The organism is Streptomyces griseiscabiei (assembly GCF_020010925.1).
Lineage (GTDB): Bacteria > Actinomycetota > Actinomycetes > Streptomycetales > Streptomycetaceae > Streptomyces > Streptomyces griseiscabiei.
On record NZ_JAGJBZ010000001.1, the window covers coordinates 1,462,764 to 1,488,330 of the forward strand.

Sequence of the window (25,567 nt, forward strand, 5' to 3'; positions counted from 1 at the left end):
CCGTCACCGCCGGGAAGGCCGTCGCGGTACGGCTCGACGCGGCACGGCTCGACGCGGTCAGTCCGATGGTCGCCGAGCACGTCGAAAGCCGGGTTGACCGACCCCTGGGCGTGGAACGCGTTCCTGCAGCCCGGCTCGCCGTCGGTCCCCGGACGGGGAAGCCGCTCCGCCCGATCGACCGACTCCGGGCCTGGCCACAGTCGTCGAAGAGTCGCAAACCCCGCTTTCACGTATGGAGTCAGAGCAGTCACAGCACAAGTACCACTTCCGCACGAAGCCCGCGTACATGTCGGGCAGGGGGCGCAATCCTGCCCCCGGGCAGATCGAGGTAGCCGCATGACAGTGAAATCACCCCCCGTCCCGGACGACGACCGCCAGGTGAAACGTGGCGTCACCGCGTTACGGGACAGCACCGACGTGGACCTCGCCTTCGGCGGGGTCGTGGTCAGGGGACGGCACGCACAGCTCACCGAGTTCACGGGCAACTCCACCAACGCCCTGTTCGGTCTGACCCTCGGGTTCGGCATGGGGCTCGGTGGCAAGGTGGTGGCCCTGCAACGCCCCATCGCCGTCAACGACTACGCGAACTCCACGCAGATCAGCCACCATTACGACCTGATGGTCGCCGCGGAGGGCATCCACGGCGTCGTCGCGGCACCCGTGGTGGTGAACCGCACGGTGCGGGCGGTCATGTACGGCGCGGTCCGCCGGTCCGTGGCCCTGGGCGACCGGACGGTCGACGCGGTCATGCAGTCCGCCCGGAACCTGGAACAGAACCTGGCGGTCCGGGACGAGGTGCTGCGCCGTCTCGACGCCCTCAACGAGCCCCCGGGGAAGGCCGACCGGTCGGCGGGTCCCACGTCTCCCCGGTGGGAGACGGTCCGTGAGGCGTACGCGGAGCTGCGGATCCTGGCCCAGCAGCTCACCGACGACGAGTTGCGCGACCGGGTCGTCGGCGTGTCCGACAGGCTGGCCACCGCCGCGGCCCCCGCCGCCCACCCGTTCAGCGGCCTCTCGTCACGGGAACTCGATGTGCTGTCCTGTGTCGCGCTGGGGCGGACCAACGCCGATGTGGCGGACGAACTCGGTCTGCGGGCCGAGACGGTGAAGAGCTATCTGCGCAGCGCCATGCGCCGGCTGGGCTGCCACACCCGGATGGAGACGGTCGTGACGGCCCGCCGTCTGGGGCTGCTGCCCTGAGTGACTCACGCGTGCGCACGCGCGAAAGCCGCCCGGCACCGGCCGGGCGGCTTCGGTCGTGGTTCAGGAGGTGAGGGCTTCCTTGCGGAGGCGTTCGAGGACGGTGAGCCGGTCCTCGTTCTCTATGCGGGCGGTCGCGGTGCGCTCGGGGTAGCAGCGCATGAACATGTTGGTGAAGTGCGTGCCGTAGTGGATGAACTCGTCCTCCGCGCCGCCTTCCAGGGGCCGGGCGACGGCCTGGAAGGACGGCTCGTGGAAGTACGCGATGGTGTACCGCTCGCGGTCGGCAAGGCGGACCTTGTGCGGGGTGGAGAGGAGGATGTCACCGGTGATGAACTGCATGATGTCGCCGGGGAAGACGGTGAACACCGAGGGGACCGGGGTGACGAAGGTCCAGGGTTCCTCGTTCTCGTACCGCCCGGCCATGGACTCGCCGGGCAGCCAGTTGCGTCCGCGGGTCTCGCCCTCCACCGGGGGACGGATGTAGAGGCCGCCGACGTCGTCCTGGACCGCGATGACGAGCAGACCGTAGTCGGTGTGGGAGCCGATGCCGCGCTCGGAGGTGGCGTCCGCGCGTGGGAAGCGCAGGACGCGCATGTGGTGCCAGCCGTCGTCGGTGAGCTTGGTGAAGTGGTCCATGTCGTCCAGGCCGAGACCCAGGGCGACCAGTCGCAGCAGTTTCTCGCCGATGTCGCCGACGGTGCCCATGTACGCCTTCATGGCGTCGGCGTAACTCTGCGACGGCCAGGGCGCGGGACCGTGGCACGGCCATTTCCCGGCCACCCGGGCGTCGTCCTCGGGGATGTCGGGGCAGACGGTGAAGATCTCCGAGCCGTCCTTCTCCCCGGCCGTCTCCTCCTCACCGGACGCGACGTACCCGCTGTAGGTGAGGTCGGACACGTGCCCGGCCTTCTCCTTGAACGGGCGGCCGAAGAACCCCCGGGAGGCGTCGAGGGCCCGCTCGGTGGCGGCTTCCTGTTCCGGTGTGGCCTGGATCTGGAAGATGCCGTCGGCCTGCCAGGCGGCGATCAGTGCCTGGCCGAGTGCCTTGTCCGTGTCACTGCCGTCAACCGTCGAGGGCAGTACGAAGGTCTGCAGTTCTGTCATGCCCTCACCCTGAACCGGACGCCCTTCGTCCACTACCCCCGACTGAGGGACCGACGGCGGGTCAGGGCTCCGTCAGGCCCGTGCGGATGGCGTAGCGGGTGAGTTCCAGACGGTCGCGCAGGCCCAGTTTGTGCAGGAGGTTGGCGCGGTGGCGTTCGACGGTCTTGGCGCTGATGACGAGGAGGCGGGCGATCTCCTTGGAGGTGTGGCCCTCGGCGACGAGTTTGAGGATCTCCTCCTCCCGCTCGGTGATGGGGCGTTCGGGGAGCCGGTCACCGGTACGGGCACGGTCGAGGTAGGTGCGGATGAGGGTGGTCTCGGCACCGGGGTAGATGAAGGGTTCGTCGCGGAGGGCGGCGCGGCAGGCCTCGACGAGATCGCGGTCGGCGACCGACTTGGGGACGTAGCCGGAGGCGCCTGCCTTCAGGGCCTCGAAGAAGTACTGCTCGTTGTCGTACATCGTCAGCATCAGCGTCCGCGGTTCGGGCCGCAGCCGGGACAGTTCGCGGGCCGCCTGCAGTCCGGTCCGGTGGGGCATCGCGATGTCGAGGACGGCCAGATCGATGTCGCCCTCGCGGGCCCGCGCGACCGCCTCCACACCGTCGGCGGCCTCCGCCACGACCGTCAGATCGGGCTGGGCGTCGAGGATGAGACGCACGCCCTGGCGGACGAGGGCGTGGTCGTCGGCGAGGAGGATGCGGGCCGGGGCGGGCCGGGTCATCGCGCGGTTTCCGGGACGCGGTCGGTGACGGGGCCGAGGCCGGCGGTGGGGGTGTCGTCGCCGGTGGGGGCGAGGGCGGCGGTCGTGGCGTGCAGGATGATCTCCGTTCCTCCTCGGGAGGCGGTGCCGATGGTCAGATCGGCGCCGATGAGCAGGGCCCGCTCGCGCATGCCGTTGAGGCCGGCTCCCTCGGGCGCGGCGGCGATACCGCGTCCGTCGTCCCGTATCAGCAGGGCGATGCGGCCGTCCGGCAGGGGGCGCAGATGGATCTCGGCGCGGGTGGCGCCGGCGTGGCGGGCGGTGTTGGTGAGGCCCTCCTGCGCGATGCGGTAGAGGACGAGTTCGGTGTCGGGGTCCAGGCGGGGCAGACCCGGGGTGATGTGGGCGGTGACCCGCAGCCGTGCGGTGGTGAACTCCGCGGTGAGGGCGCGCAGGGCGCTGTGCAGGCCCAGTTCTTCGAGGACGCCGGGGCGCAGTCGGCGCGCGATGCGGCGTATCTCCTCCAGGCCCGCGCGGGTGGTCTCCTGTGCCTGCCGCAGATCGGTGCGTACGGCGCGCGGCGCGAGGTCGGCGGCGTGGCTGAGCTGGAGGAGCACGGCGGTGAGGGTCTGCCCGACCTCGTCGTGGAGCTCGCGCGCCAGGCGCCGGCGTTCGGCCTCCTGCGCGGACAGGGCACGGCCCGAACTCGTGGCACGCTCCGCTTCGAGGCGGGCCAGCATGGCGTTGAACGACTTGGTGAGTTCGGCGATCTCGACCGGCCCGGTGACGGTGGTCCGGCTGCCGGGTCTCAGGAGGTCGGCGGTGGTCATGGCCCGGGTCAGCCGGCCGAGGGGGGCCAGCCCGACCCGCAGCAGGACGGCGTTCGCGATCAGCATCACGCCCAGCCCGGCGAGCAGCACCAGGGCCTCGCCGAACAGCACGGGCGTGGAGACGGTGACCGGGCCCAGGAGCAGCAGGACGGCGACCAGGAGCACGGCCGCGTTGGACAGGAAGATCCGCCAGTACAGCGACATGCCTCCATGCTCCCTCCACGGCTCCGGGCCCACTGCCCCGCCCCACCCTTTCCGTCGCGTACCGGCCCTGTCCATCCGTGCTGACACCCATATGCCCGGCCTCTTCGCGGATGGCAACATGTCCCCTCGTCACGCCCGGTCACCCCGTTCGACACGGGTGTGTGCGGCGCCGCTGTCGCAAAGTGCCACGAGCGTTCCACGCAGAGTTCCACGCAAGGCTCCACGCAGAGTTCTACGAAGAGGGGGAGGGGTTGTGCCTGCCGGCCGGATGAGCACCACACCCTTGCCGGGGATCGGTGTCCAGTACGACCTGACCACCCGGGAGCACCGTCATCTGTCGGTGATCGCGCACCGGGACGGCACCAGGACGGTGAACGTCTACCGGGCCGACGACCCGGACGCCTGCGCCCAGGCGCTGCATCTGACGGAACCGGAGAGCGCGCTGCTGATCGACGCGCTCTCCCCCGGCCATCACAGTCCGAACCTGCTCTCCACGACCGACCTCGGGCTGGTGGCGGAGCGGATCGAGCTGGCGTCCACGTCGTACTGGAACGGCCGGGTCCTCGGTGACACCCGGATGCGGACCGAGACGGGTGTCTCGATCGTGGCCGTGCTGCGCCGGGCCCAGGCGATCCCCTCCCCCACTCCGGACTTCCGCCTCGCGGGCGGTGACACGCTCATCGTGATCGGCACCCGGGAGGGTGTGGAGTCGGCCGCCGCGATACTCGGGCGGACGTGACCCCACCATGCACCTCGCCACACACGTCACCGCGCACCCGGCCCTGCAGCAGCTCTCCGCCGAGTCGGCGTCGTCGGGACACTCCTCCGCCGTCTTCCTGATCGAGTTCGGCGCGATCATCCTCGGGCTGGGGCTGCTGGGCCGGCTCGCCGGGCGTCTGCAGTTCTCCCCGATCCCGCTCTATCTCCTGGCCGGTCTCGCCTTCGGGGAGGGCGGGCTGCTGCCACTGGGCACCAGCGAGGAGTTCGTGGCGATCGGCGCCGAGATCGGCGTGATCCTGCTGCTGCTCATGCTCGGCCTCGAATACACGGCGAGCGATCTCGTCTCCAACCTCAAGACCCAGTACCCCGCCGGGCTCGTCGACGCCACCCTCAACGCCCTGCCCGGTGCCGCCATGGCCCTGCTGCTCGGCTGGGGCCCCGTCGCCGCCGTCGTCCTCGCCGGCGTCACCTGGATCTCCTCCTCCGGCGTCATCGCCAAGGTCCTCGGCGACCTCGGACGGCTCGGCAACCGCGAGACACCGGTCATCCTGAGCATCCTCGTCCTCGAAGACCTCTCGATGGCCGTCTATCTGCCGATCCTGACCGCGCTGGTCGCCGGTACGAGCCTCGCGGCGGGCAGTGTCACCCTGGCCATCGCCCTCTCCGTCGCGGGGCTCGTCCTGCTGGTCGCCGTCCGCTACGGGCGGCACATCTCCCGCTTCGTCTCCAGCGACGACCCCGAGAAGCTGCTGCTCGTCGTCCTCGGGCTGACCCTGCTGGTCGCCGGGGTCGCCCAGCAGCTCCAGGTGTCGGCCGCCGTCGGCGCGTTCCTCGTCGGCATCGCGCTCTCCGGTGAGGTCGCCGAGGGGGCGCACGGTCTGCTGGCGCCGCTGCGGGATCTGTTCGCCGCCGTGTTCTTCGTCTTCTTCGGCCTGCACACCGACCCGGCCAGCATCCCGCCCGTACTGCTGCCCGCGCTCGCCCTCGCCGTCGTCACGGCGGCCACGAAGATCGCCACCGGCTACTGGGCGGCGAAACGGGCGGGCGTGGCGGCGAAGGGCCGCTGGCGGGCGGGCGGCACCCTCGTCGCCCGCGGCGAGTTCTCCATCGTCATCGCCGGCCTCGCCGTCACCGCCGGCATCGAACCCTCCCTCGGCCCGCTGGCCACCGCGTACGTCCTCATCCTGGTCGTCGTCGGCCCGCTGACCGCCCGGTACACCGAGCCGGTCGCCTCCTGGTACGTCCGGCGCCGCGCCCCGCGCCAGGAGGCCGCCGCTACCGCCGAGTGAGCCGCCGAGGACGCATCCCGAGGCCGCGGATCACCGTCGTGGGCGGGGTGCCCCCGGTCAGCAGGAGCTCGGTGATCCGGTCCGCCGGGCCGGAGGTGAAGTGCACATGGCCGCCGGGCAGCGGCACGACCGTCTCCCCCGGCTCACCGGGGGCGGCGGGGACGCCGGTGAGCCGGCTCAGCCAGGCCGCGGCCCCCGCCGGGTCGGGCGTCTCGACGACGAACCCGGCGAGGTCGTGCTCGCCCCGGTTGCCCCCGCCGCCCCGGTAGGTGTCGAGGATGACCTGCCGGCCGGGGGTGTACGTGATGAAGAACGGCGCCCAGCGCGGGGCGTCGAGCAGGAACGCCTCCCGGAACGACACGGGCGAGCCCTCCCGGGCGAAGGTCAGCAGCTCGACCTCGTGGCCGTCGCGCCGCAGCCGCTCGGCGGTCGCGGCGACGTCGGTGACATGGACGGCGAAGTTGAGCGCACCGCCGCCCGCCGTGAGGAGTTCGTCGACGAAGGGCATCAGGGGTGCCATCGCACCGCCGTACGGGGACCGGGCGAACTCGGTCCGGTCCACGACGGTGAGGATCTCGACGTACCGCACGTCCAGCCGCCACGCGCCGTTCCGGAAGCCCAGGTACGGCGGGTTGGCGTGCCCGGGAAGCCCGGCGGACGCGTAGGCGGCCACCGCCGACTCCACCTCCGGCACACAGTGCAGGAGATGATCGAACTCCGGTGACTCCACAGCCGCCACAGCCGTCGTGGGCTCAGGTGACGCCGATGCCATGCCGCACTCCCCTTCAGTAGTTAGGTAACCCTAACTACTGAAGGGGAGGCGTCGCCCGGCTTTCGGGCAACGCCCGCAGCCGGTACTCGCGCGGCGTGAGTCCGTACGCCGTACGGAAGGCGCGGGTGAAGTCGGAGGCGCGGGGCATGCCCCAACGGGCGCCGACGACATGGATCGGGGTGGCGCGCAGGGCGGGGTCGGCGAGATCGCGGGCGGCGCCCTCCAGCCGCCGGGCACGGATCCAGGCGGCGACCGTCTCCCCCTGCGTCTGCTGCCGGAAGACGCGGTGCAGATAGCTCAGGGAGATGTGGTGCGCGGCGGCGATCACCGGCGGCGTCAGCTCCGGATCGTGCAGGTTCTGCCGGATGAACGCCCGGATGCGCCGGGTCAGCGCGTGCAGCCGGGTCTCCGGCGACAGCGCGGCCTCGGCCTCCAGCGCGTGGGCGAACCAGGCCGACAGCAGATCGAGGACGACCGTGCCCAGCCGGGGCGCGTCGGACGGCCGCAGGGACTCGGCCTGACGGTCCAGACCGGTGAGGAAGTCGGCCAACAGCCCGCCCAGGCCCTCCTTCCCCGGCAGCCCCCGGCCCAGCAACTCCCGGACCCGGTCCGGCGGCAGCGGCAGCAGCGCCTTGGGGAAGTCGACGCCCACCCCCCTGATGACAGCGGCGCCCCGGCAGTCCACCGACCGGATGTCGTACGGCCGTGAGCTGTCGGCCAGATGCAGATCACGCGGCCCGAACGTGTCGTAGCGGCCCGCGTGTTCGAGGGTCAGGGCGCCGTCGAGCAGCAGCGTCAGGTGGTACAGCTCGGGGTCGGACCGGCGCACCATCCGCTGGTCGCGCCGGTAGCGGGACGGCAGGAACGACGCCGGCCACACGGTCACCGGCCCCAGCTCCATCAACCGCAACTCCGCCCGGAAGTCGGCGGAGTACGCGCTGATCGTCTCGCTCGCGCGGGTCGCGCCGAGCAGTTCTCGCCAGAAGTCGAATCTGTCTCCCGCAGGCACGTCCTCACTGCGGAACACGGTCCCGATCATTGCGTCCCATCTCCGATGCCCCCGCCGGGTCTTCGCGCCGCCATCCTCGCACGCGGCACCGGCCGCGATCGCGGCGCCTCCGCTCCCCCCGCAAGGGGTGCGGAGGCAGCCCCCGGGGGCATCGGCCGTGCCCGGGCGGGCCCGCCTACGATCGGCGCATGAGTGTGTGGGAGCAGAGCCTGGACGCCGCCGGTGTGCGGGAGCCGGAATCGCGGAGGGACTACACCGCGCAGCGGGACCTGGTGGCGCGGGTGCGGCGGACCCCGTACATCGCGGCGCGGCTGCTGGCGCCCCGGCCGTTGCTGCCCCATGTCGTGGCGGCGACGGCGGTGATGCATCACGGGGACGACCTCCTGGACACCGGCCCGAAGCCGCAGCGGATCTCGGCGTGGGCGTCCTGGGAAGAGGCGGTGCGCAAGGCGCTGGACACGGGGATCAGCGACGACCCGCTGATCCGCGCGCTGGTGCACACCACGGACGCGCATCCGCGGCTGCGCGTGGCGGTCGAGGAGTATCTGGCCACCGCCACCACCGACCTGGAGTTCACCGGCTTCGCGACCGAGGCCGACTACCAGGCGTATGTCGACGCCTATTCGCTGCCCGCGTTCCTGCTGGTGGCATGTCTGGTCGGCCCGGAGACCGACGACGCGCGGTACGGACGGTTCCGGGCCGCCTGCCGCACGCTCATCGACGGCAGCCAACGGCTGGATTTCGTCAACGACCTGGCCGAGGACCTGCCCGAAGGGCGGCTGGGCATCCCGTTGGAGACCCTGGACCGCTTCTCGGTCTCCGTGGCGGATCTTGCGGAGGGCCGGGAGTCGGCGGCGGTACGGGAGTTGGTGGAGGATCAGGTCGAGGCGGCCCGTGTCTGTCTGCGGGCCGCCGCCGAGGAGCCCGTCCTCACGGCGGGTCCCACCGGAGTGCTGCTGGATGCGGTCATCAGGATCGAACTGCTGACGGCGGACGCGGCGTTCGCGCGCGGCGCCCGGCTGCCACGCGGCTCCGCGTCCCCGTCGCTGCCGGGCACACTGCGGGTGCTGCTGGGCGCCCGCCGGAGGGCGCGCGCGGAACGACGCTGAACGACCGCGTCACAGGGGCGCGGCGGCAGCGGGTCGCCAGGGGGCGGGGCGGATGAGTACCGAGGAACGGATGCTGCGGGCCGAGGCGGCGTACGAGCGTGCCGTGTTCGCCGGCGACCCGAGCGGACTGGGCGATGCCGAGCGGGATCTGGACGCGGTCGAGGCGGAACTGGCCCTGACCCGCGGCAGGCTGCTGCACGCCCGGTTCCTGGAGGAGCGCGCCTCCGGTGCCTCCGGTGCCCCCGGTGCCTCCGGTCCTGAACGGTGGGAGCGGGAAGGGGAGTTGTTCCGGCATGCGGCCGATCTCTTCCGGGCGCTCGGGGACGCGGGCGGGGAGGGGCGGGCGCTGCTGTGGGTCGGGATCTTCCACCAGGTGGTCCGTGGCGACGACCGGGCCGCGGTTCCGGTCCTGGAGCGGGCCCGCGTGCTGGCGTCGGAGGCCGGGGACCGGCTGACGCTGTCGTACGCGCTGCGGCATCTGGGCATCGCCGAACATGTCGCGGGCCGGCTGGAGTCGGCGCGTGACCTGCTGGAGGAGTCGGTGCAACTGCGCCGGGAGGTGGGGTTCCCGGCGGGCGTGGCGGCGAATCTGGTGGGGCTGATGTACATCGCCGCCGCGCAGGGCCGTCGTGAGGACGCCCTGGCGCTGGCGGAGGAGGCGTCCGCGCTCGCCGGCTCCGCCGACGCGACGGCCGTCGTACGGCAGGTCGACGAGGCACGGGCACGCCTGTGGTCGGCGGACCCCGACACGGGCGTCCCGCATACCGAGGTATGACAGCCCATTGGTACCGCGGTACCACCGGGAAGCCGAAGACTCCCCCGGGGTCCCAGGGCGGCGGGCGGCCCGGCTCGTAGCTTCGATGGCGGAGGCCGCGGGGGAATCGCGGCCCGGTACGAGGCGAGGAAGGCCCACTGCCATGATCGAAGCGCGTGAGCTGACGAAGCGGTACGGGGACAAGACGGTCGTCGACCACCTGAGCTTCACGGTCAGGGCCGGTGAGGTGACCGGGTTCCTGGGGCCGAACGGCGCGGGCAAGTCCACGACCATGCGCATGATCATCGGCCTGGACGCCCCCACCTCGGGCACGGTCACCGTGAACGGTCGGTCCTACGCACGGCACGCGGCGCCGCTGCACGAGATCGGCTCGCTGCTGGAGGCCAGGTCGGTCCACCCGGGGCGGACCGCCGTCAATCATCTGATGGCCCTGGCGCACACCCACGGCATCTCGCGCGGCCGGGTGGACGAGGTGATCGACCTGGCCGGGCTGACCAGTGTGGCCGGCAAACGGGTGGGCGCCTTCTCGCTCGGGATGGGACAGCGGCTCGGGATCGCCGCCGCGCTGCTCGGCGACCCGGCGGTGGTGATGCTCGACGAGCCGGTCAACGGCCTCGACCCGGAGGGCGTCCTGTGGGTGCGCAACCTGCTGCGCCGGCTGGCCGACGAGGGCCGGGCCGTGATGCTCTCCTCGCACCTGATGAGCGAGACCGCGCTGATCGCCGACCATCTGGTGATCATCGGGCGGGGGCGGCTGCTGGCCGACACCACCGTGGACGACTTCGTCCGGGACGCGGGCGGCGGCGGGGTGAAGGTCGCCACCACCGAGCCGTTGAAGCTGCGCTCGCTGCTGGCCGGTGCGGAGGTCACGATCAGCTCCTCCGCCAGCGAGGAACTCGTCGTCGCGGGCCGGGACGCCCGGGAGATCGGGGCGATCGCCGCCGAGCACGGGGTGCCGTTGTACGAACTCACCCCGCAGGCCGTCTCGTTGGAGGAGGCCTTCATGCAACTCACCCAGGACGCCGTCGAATACCAGAGCGCTCCCGCCGAGCCCGCGCGAAAGGCCGCCTGATGACCACCACCGATCTCTCCCTGGTCCCCGCCCGCGCCGACGTGCGCAAGGTGACCGGTCCGCGGGTGCTGCGGTCGGAGTGGGCCAAGTTCTGGTCGCTGCGCTCCAGTTGGATCACGCTCGGGGTGGCCCTGGTGCTGTTGATCCTGTTCGGGGCCGTCGCGAGCTACACCTACAGCCCCGGCGTCGTCGCCGACGGGCCGCCCGGACCGGGGTCCGGCAGCAGTGACGCCGTCAGTCTGGCGCTGACCGGGGTGACCTTCGCGTCGCTGGCCGTCGGCGTCCTCGGGGTGCTGCTGTCGGCGGGCGAGTACAGCACCGGCATGATCCGGTCCACGCTCGCCGCGGTGCCGCGCAGGCTGCCGGTGCTGTGGTCCAAGAGCGCCGTGATCGGGGTGATCGCGCTGATGCTCACCACGGTCGGCGCGCTGGCCGCGTTCCAGCTGGGTGTGCCCGGCCTGGACGGGGAGAGGATCTCGCTGTCGCTGGGCGACGACGGGGTGCTGCGCGCGCTGGCCGGGGCAGGGGTCTATCTCGGTCTGGTCGCCGTGGCCGGGGTGGCGCTGGGTGTGCTGCTGCGCTCCTCCGCCGGGGCCATCGCGGCGCTGGTCGGTGTCCTGCTCATCCTCCCCGGGCTCGCCACGCTGCTGCCGGACTCCTGGTACGACACGCTCACCCCCTACTTCCCGAGCAACGCCGGGTCGGCGGTCTACTCCCTCACCGAGTCCGCGAACTCCCTCTCCCCCGGACAGGGGCTCGCGGTCTTCACCGGCTGGGTGGCCCTGGCCCTCGCGGGAGCGGCGTTCCGCCTGGTCCGCACGGACGCCTGACCCGCGCGGACCATCACCGCGCCGCCCGCCTCCCGGTCCGGCGGCGCCCCACCGCCGGACCGCCGCCGCCCCGCCTGCGGGACCACGGACGCCCGACCCGCGAGACCGAGGACAATGAGGACCATGAGTCCGCACCGCGCGACACCCCGCGCGCAGGCGACCCCGGGGACGGCTCTCCCGCCGTCCCCGGGGTCCGACGCCGGCTGGCACCCGGTCCTGGGCCGGATGCTGCGCGGACAGCGCCGGCGGCGGGAGCTGGACCGGCGGCACCCCTGGCTGCTCGACACGGCGGTGGTGCTGGCCGTGACGCTGCTCAGCCTGCCCGACCTGCTGATGCACGGCAGGGACGGCGGCCCCTTCGGGGAGACGGAGTACCGCACCGACCTGCCCGCCGCCGTTCCCTTCCTCCTGGCCGCCGCGCTGATCGCCCCGCTGTGGTGGCGGCGCCGGGCGCCGGGCGTCACCTTCTTCGTGATCGCGGCGGTCTCCCTCGTCCAGTGGTCGCTGGACATCTGGCAACAGGCCGGGATCAGCATGCTCGTCGCCCTGTACAGCCTGGCCCTGCGCGGCCCGCTGCGGCTGCTGGGCTGGGCCGTCGCGGTGACCGTCGGTGAACTGACCGCCGCGGTCTGGCTCCTGGGGCAGGTCGAGCATCCGCTGCTCGGCCTGTTCTTCCTGCTGGGCACGGCCACCGCGTCGGTCACCCTCGGCCTCACCCTGCGGATCCGCCGGATGTATCTGGCGAGCCTGGAGGACCGTGCCACCCGGCTGGAGGTCGAGCGCGACCAGCGCGTCCGGCTCACCGCCGCCGCCGAGCGCTCCCGGGTGGCCCGCGAGATGCACGACATCGTCGGCCACAACCTCTCCGTCATGGTCAGCGTCGCCGACGGTGCCGCGGTGCTCGCCGCCCACCGGGGCGAGGATTCCGCCGACGCCCTGCGCATCCTGGGCGACACCGGCCGTCAGGCGATGGGCGAACTCCGCCGTGTGCTGGGCGTGCTGCGCGAGGGCCAGGACGACGAACGGCTCCTCGAACCGCAGCCCGGCATCCGTGATCTGGACCCCCTACTGGCACGGGTCCGCGCGGCGGGTGTGCCCGTCGTCTTCCGGACCGTCGGCGATCTGGACGCGCTCGGCAGCGGTGTGCAGCTCGCCGTGTACCGCATCGTCCAGGAGGCCCTGACCAACACCCTCAAGCACGCCGGCGCGGGCGCCGCGGCCGAGGTCGGGGTGACCGCCGAGGCCGGCACCGTACGCGTCCGGGTCACCGACACCGGCGTACCGGCGGGTCCGCCGGTCCGTACCGAGCCGGAGCCCGGGGACGACGACCCGGGGCACGGGCTGGTCGGCATCCGGCAGCGGGCCGCCCTGTACGGCGGCACCGTCACCATCGGCCCCCGCGACACCGGCCACGGCTGGATCGTGGACGCCCTGCTCGACGCACCCCCCGCCGCTCCCCTCGTACCTCCCGCCCCATCCACCCGGCCGGACCCAGGAGACCCCCTGCTATGACTACCGTGCTGATCGCCGACGACCAGCCCCTGCAGCGTCTCGGCTTCCGCATGCTCCTCCAGGGGACCCCCGGACTCACCCCGGTCGGCGAGGCCGAGCACGGCGGCGAGGCCGTCCGCCTGGCCTCGCGGTTGCGCCCCGACGTCGTCCTCATGGACATCCGGATGCCCGGCATGGACGGTCTGGAGGCGACCCGCCGGATCGTGGCCTCCGGCGGTCGCACCCGCGTCCTCATCGTGACCACCTTCGACCTCGACGAATACGCGTACGAAGGGCTGCGGGCCGGCGCCAGCGGCTTCCTGCTCAAGGACGCCCGCCCCGAGGAACTCGTCGCCGGCATCCACGCGGTCGCCACCGGGGACGCCGTCGTGGCCCCCAGCCTCACCCGGCGGCTCCTCGACGCCTACGCCCACCAGGTGCTCGCCCCGGCGGGCGGCCCCCTTCCGGCCGACCCCCGGCTGGGGACCCTGAGCGACCGTGAGCACGAGGTACTGGTCGCCATCGGCCAGGGCTGGACCAACGCGGAGATCGCCGAACGGCTCGTCCTCACCGAGTCCACCGTGAAGAAGCACGTCGGCCGGGTCCTCGCCAAGCTCGGTGCCCGCGACCGCGTCCAGGCCGTGATCATGGCGTACGACGCGGGGCTGGTGAGGGCCAAGCCGTAGCCACCGGGCCTTGGGCGGCCCCGCGCCCGGCTGCGCGTGTGCGAGGCTGACCGCCATGACGGTGCATCAGCTCGCGGAGTTCCTGCAGGTGACGAGCCCCGGGGAGGTCGGCCCGGGGCTCAGACGGGAGATCGCCGACTGCTGGGAGGTCGTGGCGAACGCGGGTGGCGCGGTCCTCGCCACCGAGTTCCCTCCGCTGCCGGTGAGTGCGTACGACGTCGTCCCGGTGGTGGACGGGCTCGTGCGGGAACTGCACCCCGAGCGCGGCAGGCTGCTCGTCGCCACCGTCGGCGGGGCGCTCGCGGGCTGGCTGATCGTCCGCCGGGAGCCGCACCGGCTCGGCACGCACTGCGGCACGGTCAACCACGTCCAGACGCACCCCCGCTTCCGCGGTCTGGGGATCGGCGCCGCGCTGATGCGCCGTGTCCACGCCGTCGCCCGCGACGAGATGGGCCTGGAACGGCTCACGCTCTCCGCCCGGGGCGGGGTGGGTCTGGAGGACTTCTACCGCGGGGTGGGCTGGGCGGAGGTCGGCCGGTGGCCCGGCGCGCTGCGGATCGCCCCCGGCGACGACCGGGACGCGATCCTGATGAGTCTCCCCCTGCGGACCGTTCGTTCCCCTGAAGCCACTTGATTCCCTGAAGCCGCCGGCCGCCTCCGCCCCCTCGGTTCGTTCATCCCTCAACCCCTTTCCCCTTCCCGACCGTCCTGTTCCAGCCGTCGGACGTCGGGAAACGGCCCCTCCCCCGTCGCGCCCGATTTCGGAAGGCGCGGCGGGGGGAGGGTTACGGTCGTTATGACCGTCTGCCGGCACCGGTACGTCTTCCTCGGTGGGGAGGAACAGCTGGGATGCGCGACGACCCGTTGTACCTGGCACCACGGCTGGAACCGCGCACCGCGGCCCTCCTCGACTCGGCACCGTTCCTGCACGGCCTCGTGGACGCCCTCGGCTCCCCGCTGAACGTCCTGCTGCCGGACCGGACGGCCGACAACGTACGGCGCTTCCGTTCGGTCCTCGACCGTCACCGGCTGGCCGGGCGGATCTTCTTCGCCCACAAGGCGAACCGTTCCAGTGCCCTGGTGCGCCGGCTGACCACGACGGACGCGGATGTCGACGTCGCGTCGCTCGGTGAGCTGCGGCACGCTCTCGGGTCCGGTTTCACCGGTTCCCGGATCATGGCGACGGGCCCGAAGGACCCGGCGTTCCTCTGGCTCGCGGCGCGCGTCGGAGCGTGTCTCAACGCCGACGGTCCCGCCGAGCTGGAGCGGGCGGCGGGTCTGGTCCGGGCCCATGGACTGCCGCGCCTCCGCGTCCTGTTGCGGCTGTCCGGCTTCGGGACGTCCGGTGCCAGAAGGCTCGTCCGCGAGAGCCGCTTCGGGACCCCGGTGAAGTCCCTGCACCAGCTGCTCGACGTCCTCGCACGGCACCGGGACGAGCTGGAGCCGATCGGTGTCGGCTACCACCTCGACACCACGAGCCTGGACGAGAAGGCGGCGGCGCTCGAAGGCTGCCTCCGGGCCATGGAGGAGTTGCGCGTCCATGGCTTCCAGCCCCGCGCCGTCGACGTCGGCGGCGGCTTCGGCGTCGACTACCTGGCGCACGCGGCCCAGTGGGAGCGCTGGACCACCGAGCTGACCGGCGCCGTCATGGGCAATCGCCCCCCGCTGACCCGGGGCGGGCACGGCTACGGTCTCCGGGCCGAGAAGGGCACGCTCAAGGGCGCCCTGAGCCTGTACCCCGCCCATCGCCCCACGGCCGGCGCCGACTATCTCGACGCGTTGCTCTCCCTCACGGCGCCGGGCCTCGGCCGCCCTCTGGGCACCCTGCTGCTGGAGAGCATGTACGACCTCTACGTCGAGCCCGGCCGGGCTCTCGCCGACAGTTGCGGGCTCACCCTCGGCAGGGTCCTGGAGGTCCGGCCCACGGACACGGGCGAGCCCATGGTGCGGCTGGCGATGAACGCCGGTGACGTGGGCCTGGAGGACCACGGGGTGCTGATGGACCCGGTGGTCGTGCCCCGCGACCCGGTCCCGTCCGAGGCGGCGGGCCCGGTGGGCGTGCACCTGATGGGCAACCTCTGTCTGGAGGCGGATCTCATCACCCGCCGCACCGTGTTCCTGCCCCGGCCGCCGCGCCCCGGCGATCTCCTCGCCTTCGTCAACACGGCCGGGTACTGCATGGACTTCGGCGCCACCCACGCCCAACAGCAGCCCCTGGCACGGAAGGTGGCCGTCCACGAGGAGGCGGGCGCCGAGGGGGCCGGCAGGTGGCGGTGGTGCCTGGACGAGGAGTACTGGCCGTTCGACCGTACGGGGGAACCGCAGGGATGAGGTACGACAACATCACCGACGCGATCGGCGACACACCGCTGGTCCGTATCGACCCGGCCGTCCACGGTCTGCGCAACATCGACCTCTACGCGAAGCTGGAGATGCTGAACCCGTTCGGTTCGCTGAAGGACCGGGCCGCGTGGAGCATGACCCGGCGGGAGCTGGCCGGCGCCAAGGAGCGCGGCGAGACGATCGTGGAGCTGTCCAGCGGGAACACCGCCAAGGCGCTGGCCCTGATCGCCGGACTGCACGGGCTGTCGTTCAAGAGCGTCACCAACCGGATGCGGATCCCCGAGATCAAGGATCTGCTTCTGCTGCTCGGCGCCGAGATCGAGGAGCTGCCGGGCCGGTCCGAATGTCTCGACCCGACCGACACCGACGATCCGCTGACCGTCTTCCACCAGCGGCTGAACCGCCCCGGCGGCGCCCATCTGCACACCGACCAGTACTTCAACGACCTCAACACCGAGGCGCACGCCACCGGGACGGGCCCGGAGATCATCGCCGACCTGGACGGCCGGGCCCCCGACTGGTTCATCGCCTGTGTGGGCACCGCCGGCTCCTCCACGGGCGTGGCCCGCGCCCTGCGCGCGCACGACCCGGCGGTGAAGGTCGTCGGACTGGTGGGCCGGAAGGGGGACTTCATCCCCGGTATCCGTACCGTCGACGAGGTGCAGGAGGTCGGCATCTTCGACCCGGCGACCTACGACACGATGGAGGCGGTGAGCGCCGAGGAGGCCATCGAGGGGATGCTCACCCTGCTGCGCCGGTGCGGTCTGCTCGCCGGGCCCACCGGAGGGGCGGCCTACTTCGGCGGGGTCCGTCATCTGCGCGCCCTGGACGCCGGGCTGACGGAGCGCAGGACGGCGGTGTTCATCGTCTGCGACCGGGTGGAGAGCTATCTCGACTACGTCCGGCAGCGCCGCCCGGACCTGCTGGGCCGTCCGCCCGCGAAGAACTCGGTCGCCACGCTCACCGACGCCGAGGTCCGCTCGGCGTCGGTCGTCGACGTCGAGGAGGCCCAGAAGTGGATCGCCGCGCAGCGCCCCCTCGTCGTCGACCTGCGCGGACCGTTCGCGTACGCGGCGCTGCACATCGACGGCTCGGTGAACATCGTCGACGAACTCTTCGAGGAACTCCTGCGGGGCGGGCTGCCCTTCGGCACCCGGCAGCCGGTGCTGCTCGCGTGCCCGGTCGGCGAGAAGTCGGCCCGGTACGCCGCCCTGCTGACCCGGATGGGGCACCCCGATGTACGCAGTCTGGCCGGGGGCATCATCGCCTGGCGGGACGCGGGCGCGCCGCTGGTGCGTGACTGACATGACCGATCCCGTCGCACGACAGGCGGAAGCGGAACCGGCCGAGTGGCAGCGGTCGCTGCGCGCCCAGTTCCCGATCGTCGCCGGGCATCCGGAGCTGGCGTACCTCGACAGCGCGGCCACCAGCCAGAAGCCGCGGTCCGTCCTGGACGCCGTACAGACGTATCTGACGACGTCGAACGCGAACGCCGGGCGGGGTTCGTATCCCTGGGCGAACACCACGACGGCACTGGTGGAGCACGCCCGTGACCGGGTGAAGGAGTTCCTGGGCGATTCCGGGCCCGGGCGGTCGTCGGTGCACTTCACCGGCGGGACCACCGAGGGGCTGCGCGGCGTCGCCCGGGACTGGCTGCCGGAGCTGCTCTCCGACGGGGACGAGATCGTGGTGCCGTTCGCCGACCATCAGGCGAACCTGTCGCCGTGGCTGGAGGCGCGGGACCTGCTGGCCCGGCGGGGTGTGCGGGTCCGGGTGCGGGAGCTGCCGTACCAGGAGGGTTCGGGCGACTACGATCCCGGGGCGCTCGCCGAGGTCGTGGGCCCCCGTACCCGCTTCGTGGCGGCCACCCATGTGCATCATGTGTACGGCGTCGACATGAACGTGCACCGGATACGGCGGGTGGTCGGGCCGGAGGTGCCGATCTGTCTGGACGCCGCGCAGAGCGTGGGGCATCTGCCGCTGTCGACGGCCGCGCTCGACGTCGACTTCGTGGTGTTCTCCGGGCACAAGGCGATGGCGCTGCCCGGTACCGGTGCCGTCTGGGCCCGGAATCTGCGGGGGCCGGTCTTCCGGCCCGGGGGCTGGAGCGGCACCCCCAACACGGTCGGCATCGTGTCGCTGACGGCGGCGCTCGACTGGCTGGACGCGGCCGGGACGGACCGGATCGAGCGCTGGACGGTGGACCTGGCGTCCCGGCTGACGGACGGGCTGGCCCGGATGGACGCCTACGAGGTGCTCGGCTGCCGGTCCAGTCTCACGGCGGACAGCGAGGTGCAGCGGCGCCGGAGTCTCGTCACCTTCCGGCATCGGGCGATCGACTCACGGGACCTCGGTTTCATTCTCTTCAGCCATGGCTTCATGGTCCGGACGGACGGCCACTGCCAGGCGGGGCGCGCGGCGGAGGACGGTTCGGTCCGGGTGAGTCTGCATGTGTACAACACCCCCCGGGAGATCGAGGAGTTGCTCTCGACCCTCGCTAATCTGCAATGATTTCCATGAGCGGAAGCGAGTCGAGGCGGAGGCAGTGCGACCGGCATGGATCTGAGTACGGCGACGGCGGCGCGTTGGGTGGAGCGCTGGGAACGACAGCAGCGGCTGTACGCGGTCGACCGCGAGGAGCGGTTCGAGGTCATCGCGGATCTGGTCGAGCATGTGACGCGCGACTGCCCCGCGCCCCTCGTCCTCGACCTGGGCAGCGGCCCCGGCTGTCTGGCGGCCCGCCTCGCCGGCCGGCTGCCGACGGCCGAGGTGCTCGCCGTGGACGCGGACCCGCTCCTGCTGGAGCTGGGCAGCGCCCACTACGGCAGCGCCCTCAGGTATGTCAGGACCCTGATCGGCGCGCCCGGCTGGCTCGACACGCTCGCCCTGGCCCGCCCCGTGGACGCGGTGGTGTCGACCACCGCGCTGCACTACCTGGGCACGGAGACCCTGCGGCGGGTCTACCGGGAACTCGCCGGGCTGCTGCGCCCCGGCGGCATCCTGATCAACGGCGACCACATCAGCCCGGACTCGACGAAGGTGTCCGAACTCGCCCTCGACATCGGACGGCGGCGGGCCGCGCGCAGCGCCGCGCCCCTCGACGAGGACTGGGAGTCCTGGTGGTCGAGCGCGGCCACCGACCCGGAGCTGGCCCCGCTCCTGTCCCGGCGCGACGAGGGCGGCCGTCCGCTCTGCGAGGGCAACGATCTGACCCTGTCCGGTCATGTCGCCCTGCTGCGGGCGGCGGGCTTCGACCACGTCGGACCCGTCTGGCAGGTGGGTCCGAGCCATGTCCTGGCCGCCGTCCGCTGACCCGCGGCGCTCATCCGTCGGGTGCCCGGCCGTCCATCGCGGTGCCGCGCCCCAGGTACGTCACCGGGCCGGGGTCCGGCACCGCGATCTCGTGGAAGCCCAGGCGGTCGTAGAAGGCGCGGGCCGGGGTGTTGCTGGTGAGCATGGACAGGTGGACGGACGGGACTCCGGCGTCGCGCAGGGCCCGGAGGAAGGTGTGCATCAGGGCCCGGCCGTGGCCCCGGCCCTGCCAGTCGGGGAGCAGGTCGATGTGCAAGTGGGCCGGGTAGGGGACGAGTTCGGGGAGGATCATGCGTTCCGGGTGGTGCAGCAGCTGGACGATGCCCTCGTCGGGGCCGACCGCCGGACCGGTGGGCGCCGGGAAGCGGTCCTCGACCAGCGGCAGCCACTTCGCGCGGTACTCCGCCACGAAGGCGACCGTGTCGGCGGTGCCGAGGATGTACCCGACCGCCTGCCCGCGCCCGTCGTCCAGGACGAAGGTCAGCTCCGGTTCCAGGTGGGCGTACGGGCCGGCGAAGGCCGCCGGGAACACATCGGGGTCCCGGTGGTGCGGGCGGCTGTCGCCACCGTTGTGGGCCGTCCGCACACAGATCTCGTGAAGGGCGTCGTGGTCCTCGGGACGGTACGGACGTACGGCGGGAGGCGAGGTCATCGCAGCATCCTGCGCGGCACGGGGCGGCCCCGACAAGCGTCCGGACACCCCCGCCTCCCGTACCGCTCCCCTACGCCCGCCGCCGCACCGATCCACCTGCCCGCACGGCCCGCCCCCGTCACGGCCGCTGCGTCCCTCGGGCACCCGCCCGCGGTGCCCGCCCCACGCCCGGGCACCTGCCCGCGCCACCCCGCCCAGCCCCTGGCCGGGCGCAGCACTCCCGGTGCGGGCAGCACTCCCCGTGCAGGCAGCGCCTCCCGTGCGGGCAGCACTCCCGGCACCTGACCCCGCCGCCCCCTCACCCCCTCGCCGCGCCGAACCAGTGCCGAAGCCGGTCGTGCAGGTCCTGCTGGTCCTCGCCGGCCCAGGCGACGTGGCCGTCGGGGCGGAGGAGGACCGCGGGGGCGTCGAGGTCCTCGGCGGTGTCGGTGATGTGGTCGACGCGGTCCGTCCAGCCCTCCACCGAGAGGCGGCCGGTCTGGTCGAGCAGCAGGCCCCGGGCGTCGTGGGTCAGCTCGTACAGGCGGCCCCGCTTCAGCCGGAGGTCCCGCATCCGGCGGCCGAGCAGGTCGTGGCCCTCGCCGAGGTCGTAGCGGACGTCGACGGCGGTGATCATGCCGGTGATGTAGCGGTTCACGTCCTCGAAGTCCATCAGCCTCGACAGCAGTGCCCGCAGCGCGGTCGGCCCGGCCTCGGAGCCGAGCAGGGTGATCTGCGCGCGGGTGTTGTCCAGGACCCGGGCGCCCACCGGGTGCCGCTCGGTGTGGTAGGTGTCCAACAGCCCTTCCGGGGCCCAGCCGTTGACCGTGGCGGCCAGCTTCCAGCCCAGGTTGAAGGCGTCCTGCACGCCGAGGTTGAGGCCCTGCCCGCCGGTCGGCGGGTGGATGTGCGCGGCGTCGCCGGCCAGCAGGACCCGGCCGACCCGGTAGCGCTCGGCCTGCCGGGTGGCGTCGCCGAACCGGGAGAGCCAGCGCGGTGAGTGCACCCCGAAGTCGGTGCCCGCGAAGGCCCGCAGCCGCTCCTTGAAATCGTCGAGGGTCGGCGGGGTGGCACGGTCCCCGGACACACCCTCGGCGGGGACGATGACGCGGTAGTGCCCGTCCCCCAAGGGGGCCAGGCCGAACCGCAGTTGGGTCTTGGCGACCTCCTCGACGGCCGCGGCGATCGTCGCCGGGTCCTCGGTCGCCCGCATGTCGCCGAGCAGGGTCTCGACCGTGGCGGGCTCGCCCGGGAAGCCCACCCCGAGCAGCTTGCGCACCGTGCTGCGGCCGCCGTCGCAGCCGACGAGGTAGCGGGCGCCCAGCCGGGTGCCGTCCGCCAGTTCGACGGTCACGCCGTGCTCGTCCTGGCCGAGACCGATCAGCTCGTGGCCGCGCCGCAGGTCGGCGCCGAGTTCGACGGCCCGTTCCTGCAGGATGCGCTCGGTGACCGGCTGCGGGGTGGCCACGCCGTACGCGTGAGCCGTGTCGAGGCTGTCCGGCCACGGTTTCATGATGCCGCCGAAGAACCCGCCGATCTGGAACGTCTTGCTGACCGCGAGGAACCGGTCCAGCAGCCCGCGCTGGTCCATCACCTCGACACTGCGCGCGTGCAGGCCCTGCCCCCGGGACTCCCCGGTCGGCTCGGTGAGCCTCTCCAGGACGACCGTCTCCACTCCGGCCAGCCGCAGCTCGCTCGCCAGCATCAGCCCGGTCGGACCGCCACCGACGACGATCACGTCGTACATCACAACCCCCATGGACAACCCCCAGGTACACGCGGATTCTCGCTTCGTCCTCCGCTTCGGTCGGCGATTCTGCGGCATGGGAGGGGTCTTGCCGCAAGCCCCCGGGTGCGCTATACGTTGAGAGTGGCAAGGAGCGACGGACTCCTTGCCTTTGTGTTTTCCGGGGCCTTCCCGGGCGTCGGCGCCAGGGGACGGGGCGTGCGCACCCTCCGGTTCGCGTGACGGCACGCGCCGTGCCCACAATGGCGCTGTACCGGGAACGGAGTCTCCGATGTTCTCCCGAACCGCGGCCGGCCCGAGCCCGCGCCCCGCGGAACGGCTCGACCACCTCGGTCTTCCTCCCCCGCTCCGCGCCCTGGACGTACGCCTCCGGACGCGGCACGTCGTCCGGGCAGTCCTCGGCGCACCGGATCAGGTCGCGCTCCTCGTCGGCGGTGACGGTCGCGGACGGGCGGGAGAGGTGTTCCGGCGTCGTCCGGGGGCACACGGCTCCCACCACCCAGCGACCGAGCGCAGAAGGGCCGGATGACGTGCGTACCGTCGGAGTGGAAGAGGAACTCCTGCTGGTCGATCCCGAGAGCGGCGAACCGCAGGCACGGGCCGCGGCGGTGCTCGCCCGGGCCGCGCAGGAGGGGGCGGGACAGGACGTGTTCGAGAAGGAGCTCCACGACGAGCAGGTGGAGTTCGCCACGCATCCGCAGTCGTCGATGGCCGACCTCGGGGCGGAGATCGTGCGCTGCCGAAAGGACGCGGCGCGCCATGCGCAGGGGCTGGGCGGCGCGGTCGTGGCCCTGGCCACCTCACCGCTGCCGGTGAGCCCGACGATCACCATGAACAGCAGGTACCGGTGGATGGCGCGGGAGTTCGGCCTGTCCACGCAGGTGCAGCTGGTCTGCGGCTGCCATGTTCATGTGTCGGTGGAGTCCGACGAGGAGGGCGTCGCCGTACTGGACCGGATACGGCCGTGGCTGCCGGTCCTGCGGGCGATGAGCGCCAACTCGCCCTTCTGGCAGGGCCACGACACCGGGTACGCCAGCTATCGCAGCCAGGTGTGGGACAGGTGGCCGATGGCCGGGCCAACGGACGTCCTCGGCTCGGCGGAGGGCTACCACCGGTGCGTGGAGGACCTGATCGCCACGGGCGTCGTGCGCGACGAGGGCATGATCTACTTCGACGCGCGGCTGTCCCAGCGGTATCCGACCGTCGAGATCCGGGTCGCGGACGTCTGTCTGCACCCCGACACCGCGGTCCTCGTCGCGGCCCTCACCCGGGGCCTCGTGGAGACGGCGGCCCGTGAGTGGCGGGCCGGTGCCGAGCCGCTCGGCCACAGTACGGGGCAGCTGCGGCTGGCCACCTGGCGGGCCGCCCGCTCCGGGATGTCGGAGAACCTGGTCGATCCGGCGACGATGCGGCCCCGGCCCGCCGTCGACGTGATCCGCGCGCTCCTCGACCACGTGGAGGACGCGCTCGTCGACCACGGGGACGCCGACCTCGCCCGGGACGGCGTCGCCGCGCTGATGGGGCGCGGCAACGGGGCCCGGGTCCAGCGCGAGGTGATGGAGCGCACGGGGAGTCTGCGCGAGGTCGTCGCGGCGTGCGTACGGCACACCCAGGCCTGAGTCCGCGCACGGCGCTCCCGCGCCCGGGTCCGTGAGTGCCCGCCCCGGACGCGAGCGGTGTCCGGGGCGTCGCCGTGCGTGCCCGGCACCCGACGGGCCGCGGGGCCCGCGGACAGGCTCCCACCTGCGAGGGAGGGCCGTCCGCGCGTAGGTCGCCGGGTACGGGGTAATGCGTGCAGCACGTACGGCGGACCCCACGGTCCGGCCGTCCCGTCAGCGACCGGAGCAGGAGGATCTTCGAACATGAACGCGTGGAGTCCGGGGAACGCCGAGCGGCAGCCGCCTGGTACGGCTGTGCGGTCACCGGACGGGCTGCCCGATCTCCTGCACGCCGGTATGTACGTGGTCGACGACAACGGCTCGATCATGGCGGTGAACGCGCGGGCGGAGGCCCTGCTGGGCCTGACGGCCGCCGAACTCGTCGGCCGTGACGCCCATGAGCTGCTGCACCGCGACCATCTGGGCCAGACGATGCCCCGGACGGCGTGCTCGATGATGCGCGCCTTCCTCAGCGGCCGTACCGGCGGCGGGGACCGCGAGTGGTTCCGGCGCGGCGACGCCACACTGCTGCCGGTGTCGTGGCTGGTCACCCCGTGCCGGCTCGACGGCGGCCGGACCGGCGCGGCGGTCCTCTTCTACGAGAACGTGCCGGGCGGCGGCCCGTCCCCGGGCGCCGAGCCGTCGCCCCTGTCCCAGCTGGACCGGCTGGCGCTGCTCGCCGAGACGACGACCCGGCTGACCTCCACCCTGGACGCCGAGGAGGCGGTCGCGCGCCTGGTGCGGCTGGTGGTGCCCCGGCTCGCGGACTGGGCGATCGTGGACCTGATCACCGAGAGCGACGACGTGTGGCGGACCACGGTGGCGACCCACCGCGACGGTGTCGTGGTGCGGCGGGAGGAGCTGGAGGGCCCGCTGCCGCCGGTGCACGAGGAGTCGCTCATGCCGCTGTCGCGGGCGCTGCGCGGGGCCGCGTCGACGCTGGCCGGGCCGGAGACCTACCAGGGTCCGCCGGACTCGGGGATCACGGTCGCGCAGCAGAAGCTGTTCCAGGAGACGGGGCTGCGCTCGGCGGCCATCGCGCCCATCCGGGGGCCGCGCGCGGTGCTCGGTGCCCTCACGCTGGGCCTCAGTGACCGGCCGGGGGCGTTCACCGACGCCGAGCTGTCGCTGCTGGAGGACATCGCCCGCCGGGCCGGGCTGGCCCTGGAGAACGCGCGGCTGTACCAGCGGCAGCGGCACATCGCGGAGACCATGCAGCGCCATCTGCTGCCTCAGATGCCGGAGGTGCCGGGGCTGCGGATGGCGGCGCGCTACGAGTCGGCGTCGAAGTCCTCGCAGGTCGGCGGCGACTGGTACGACGTGTTCTCGCTGGCGGACGGGGCCACGGCGGTGGCGATCGGCGATGTCGTCGGGCACAACATCGACGCGGCGGCCGGGATGGCGCAGGTCCGCAACATGCTCCGGGCCTACGCCTGGGCGCTGGAGGAGCCGCCGAGCGTGATCGTGGAGCGGCTGGACCAGGCCGTGGTGAACGTGGCCGAGGCGTCCATGGCGACCCTGATCTTCGGCCGCGTCGAGAGGGGCGCCGGCGGGTGGGCGCTGCGCTGGACCAACGCCGGGCATCCGCCACCGCTGCTGATCACCCATGACGGCCGGTCCCGGTTCCTGGACGAGGAGCACGACCATCTGCTGGGTACGGGCCTGACCCGGGCGCGCACGGACACGCTCACCCCGCTCCCGCCGCTGACCACGCTCGTGCTGTACACGGACGGTCTGATCGAGTCGCCGGGGCACACCCTGGACCGGGGTCTGGCCCGGCTGCGCCAGCACGCGGCGGCGCTCGCGCACCGGCCGCTGCACGTGTTCTGCGATCTGCTCCTGGAGCGCGCCCGCCCCGTCGACAACGACGACGACGTGGCGCTGCTCGTGTTCCGGACACCGGCCGAGGACGGTGGGGCGGATGAACGGTAGAGCGACCGCTCCGGCCGGGGGCGCGGGTCCGGGCAGAGGCCCGGGCCCGGCCGGGGGCCCGGGGGGACGGCTGTCCTCTCCCGTGTCTTCTCCAAGGCCCCACATTTCCCTACGCTTTCCCACGCGTAGCCACCGACCGCACGGGAAACA

General features: G+C 72.7%; 23 protein-coding genes. 16 read left to right on the plus strand and 7 right to left on the minus strand.

Annotated elements, in window-relative coordinates; genetic code table 11:
* The first annotated feature begins 336 nt into the window (after positions 1 to 336).
* Entirely contained in the window at positions 337 to 1,200 is an 864-nt protein-coding gene (locus J8M51_RS06385) for a helix-turn-helix transcriptional regulator (protein ID WP_179203438.1), read from the plus strand.
* A 63-nt stretch (positions 1,201 to 1,263) separates the two neighbouring features.
* Here J8M51_RS06385 and J8M51_RS06390 read toward each other — a convergent pair whose 3' ends face one another.
* The 3 genes from J8M51_RS06390 to J8M51_RS06400 form a co-directional block, all read right to left on the minus strand.
* On the minus strand, positions 1,264 to 2,307 hold the full coding sequence (locus J8M51_RS06390; RefSeq protein ID WP_086762515.1) for a 2-oxoglutarate and iron-dependent oxygenase domain-containing protein: 1,044 nt from the start codon (positions 2,305 to 2,307) through the stop codon (positions 1,264 to 1,266).
* A 61-nt stretch (positions 2,308 to 2,368) separates the two neighbouring features.
* Positions 2,369 to 3,028 (minus strand): response regulator transcription factor, encoded by a 660-nt coding sequence (locus J8M51_RS06395; RefSeq protein WP_216586772.1) that lies wholly within the window; start codon positions 3,026 to 3,028, stop codon positions 2,369 to 2,371.
* Positions 3,025 to 4,041 (minus strand): HAMP domain-containing sensor histidine kinase, encoded by a 1,017-nt coding sequence (locus tag J8M51_RS06400; RefSeq protein ID WP_216586773.1) that lies wholly within the window; start codon positions 4,039 to 4,041, stop codon positions 3,025 to 3,027. Before J8M51_RS06400 ends, J8M51_RS06395 begins: the two co-directional genes overlap by 4 nt.
* Positions 4,042 to 4,309: 268 nt before the next feature.
* Between J8M51_RS06400 and J8M51_RS06405 the strand changes: the two genes are divergently transcribed.
* A complete protein-coding gene (locus tag J8M51_RS06405) occupies positions 4,310 to 4,780 on the plus strand; it encodes a cation:proton antiporter regulatory subunit (RefSeq protein WP_086755455.1) in 471 nt (156 codons plus the stop codon).
* A 7-nt stretch (positions 4,781 to 4,787) separates the two neighbouring features.
* A complete protein-coding gene (locus J8M51_RS06410) occupies positions 4,788 to 6,050 on the plus strand; it encodes a cation:proton antiporter (RefSeq protein WP_236067228.1) in 1,263 nt (420 codons plus the stop codon).
* On the opposite strand, the gene J8M51_RS06415 is transcribed toward J8M51_RS06410, so the two are convergent.
* Both J8M51_RS06415 and J8M51_RS06420 read right to left on the minus strand, forming a co-directional pair.
* On the minus strand, positions 6,037 to 6,822 hold the full coding sequence (locus J8M51_RS06415; protein ID WP_086764657.1) for a VOC family protein: 786 nt from the start codon (positions 6,820 to 6,822) through the stop codon (positions 6,037 to 6,039). The two genes, J8M51_RS06410 and J8M51_RS06415, sit on opposite strands and share 14 nt — an antisense overlap.
* Before the next feature lie 34 nt (positions 6,823 to 6,856).
* Positions 6,857 to 7,861 carry a helix-turn-helix domain-containing protein gene (locus tag J8M51_RS06420; RefSeq protein ID WP_086764660.1) on the minus strand — a complete coding sequence of 335 codons (1,005 nt, stop codon included), beginning with the start codon at positions 7,859 to 7,861 and terminating at the stop codon, positions 6,857 to 6,859.
* Between the two features lie 158 nt (positions 7,862 to 8,019).
* Between J8M51_RS06420 and J8M51_RS06425 the strand changes: the two genes are divergently transcribed.
* The 11 genes from J8M51_RS06425 to J8M51_RS06475 all read left to right on the plus strand — a co-directional run bounded on the left by J8M51_RS06425 (position 8,020) and on the right by J8M51_RS06475 (position 19,449).
* The gene (locus J8M51_RS06425; RefSeq protein ID WP_216586775.1) at positions 8,020 to 8,940 is read left to right on the plus strand and encodes a squalene/phytoene synthase family protein; all 921 of its coding nucleotides are present in this window, start codon (positions 8,020 to 8,022) and stop codon (positions 8,938 to 8,940) included.
* A 52-nt stretch (positions 8,941 to 8,992) separates the two neighbouring features.
* Positions 8,993 to 9,715: a tetratricopeptide repeat protein gene (locus J8M51_RS06430; RefSeq protein WP_267299028.1), complete on the plus strand. Its 723-nt coding sequence runs from the start codon at positions 8,993 to 8,995 to the stop codon at positions 9,713 to 9,715.
* A gap of 142 nt (positions 9,716 to 9,857) precedes the next feature.
* Positions 9,858 to 10,787, plus strand: a complete 930-nt coding sequence (locus J8M51_RS06435; RefSeq protein ID WP_086759277.1) for an ABC transporter ATP-binding protein — start codon at positions 9,858 to 9,860, stop codon at positions 10,785 to 10,787.
* A complete protein-coding gene (locus tag J8M51_RS06440; RefSeq protein WP_086759279.1) occupies positions 10,787 to 11,617 on the plus strand; it encodes a hypothetical protein in 831 nt (276 codons plus the stop codon). The genes J8M51_RS06435 and J8M51_RS06440 overlap by 1 nt, the downstream gene beginning before the upstream one ends.
* 123 nt (positions 11,618 to 11,740) lie before the next feature.
* The gene (locus J8M51_RS06445) at positions 11,741 to 13,129 is read left to right on the plus strand and encodes a sensor histidine kinase (protein WP_267299029.1); all 1,389 of its coding nucleotides are present in this window, start codon (positions 11,741 to 11,743) and stop codon (positions 13,127 to 13,129) included.
* Positions 13,126 to 13,794 carry a response regulator gene (locus J8M51_RS06450; protein ID WP_216586779.1) on the plus strand — a complete coding sequence of 223 codons (669 nt, stop codon included), beginning with the start codon at positions 13,126 to 13,128 and terminating at the stop codon, positions 13,792 to 13,794. The genes J8M51_RS06445 and J8M51_RS06450 overlap by 4 nt, the downstream gene beginning before the upstream one ends.
* A gap of 55 nt (positions 13,795 to 13,849) precedes the next feature.
* On the plus strand, positions 13,850 to 14,428 hold the full coding sequence (locus tag J8M51_RS06455; protein WP_086757884.1) for a GNAT family N-acetyltransferase: 579 nt from the start codon (positions 13,850 to 13,852) through the stop codon (positions 14,426 to 14,428).
* A 215-nt stretch (positions 14,429 to 14,643) separates the two neighbouring features.
* Complete coding sequence (locus J8M51_RS06460; RefSeq protein ID WP_086757882.1) at positions 14,644 to 16,125, plus strand: type III PLP-dependent enzyme domain-containing protein; 1,482 nt, start codon at positions 14,644 to 14,646, stop codon at positions 16,123 to 16,125.
* A complete protein-coding gene (locus J8M51_RS06465) occupies positions 16,122 to 17,441 on the plus strand; it encodes a pyridoxal-phosphate dependent enzyme (protein WP_086757881.1) in 1,320 nt (439 codons plus the stop codon). The genes J8M51_RS06460 and J8M51_RS06465 overlap by 4 nt, the downstream gene beginning before the upstream one ends.
* A gap of 1 nt (position 17,442) precedes the next feature.
* A complete protein-coding gene (locus tag J8M51_RS06470) occupies positions 17,443 to 18,648 on the plus strand; it encodes an aminotransferase class V-fold PLP-dependent enzyme (protein ID WP_086757879.1) in 1,206 nt (401 codons plus the stop codon).
* A 45-nt stretch (positions 18,649 to 18,693) separates the two neighbouring features.
* Complete coding sequence (locus J8M51_RS06475) at positions 18,694 to 19,449, plus strand: class I SAM-dependent methyltransferase (protein ID WP_086757878.1); 756 nt, start codon at positions 18,694 to 18,696, stop codon at positions 19,447 to 19,449.
* A 10-nt stretch (positions 19,450 to 19,459) separates the two neighbouring features.
* Here J8M51_RS06475 and J8M51_RS06480 read toward each other — a convergent pair whose 3' ends face one another.
* A complete protein-coding gene (locus J8M51_RS06480) occupies positions 19,460 to 20,101 on the minus strand; it encodes a GNAT family N-acetyltransferase (protein WP_267299030.1) in 642 nt (213 codons plus the stop codon).
* Between the two features lie 298 nt (positions 20,102 to 20,399).
* On the minus strand, positions 20,400 to 21,827 hold the full coding sequence (rox, locus tag J8M51_RS06485; protein ID WP_216588370.1) for a rifampin monooxygenase: 1,428 nt from the start codon (positions 21,825 to 21,827) through the stop codon (positions 20,400 to 20,402).
* A gap of 530 nt (positions 21,828 to 22,357) precedes the next feature.
* Between rox and J8M51_RS06490 the strand changes: the two genes are divergently transcribed.
* Both J8M51_RS06490 and J8M51_RS06495 read left to right on the plus strand, forming a co-directional pair.
* The gene (locus J8M51_RS06490) at positions 22,358 to 23,446 is read left to right on the plus strand and encodes a glutamate--cysteine ligase 2 (RefSeq protein WP_086752483.1); all 1,089 of its coding nucleotides are present in this window, start codon (positions 22,358 to 22,360) and stop codon (positions 23,444 to 23,446) included.
* 243 nt (positions 23,447 to 23,689) lie between these two features.
* Positions 23,690 to 25,417, plus strand: coding sequence for a SpoIIE family protein phosphatase (locus tag J8M51_RS06495; RefSeq protein WP_086752481.1), 1,728 nt, complete (start codon positions 23,690 to 23,692; stop codon positions 25,415 to 25,417).
* Positions 25,418 to 25,567 lie beyond the last annotated feature (150 nt).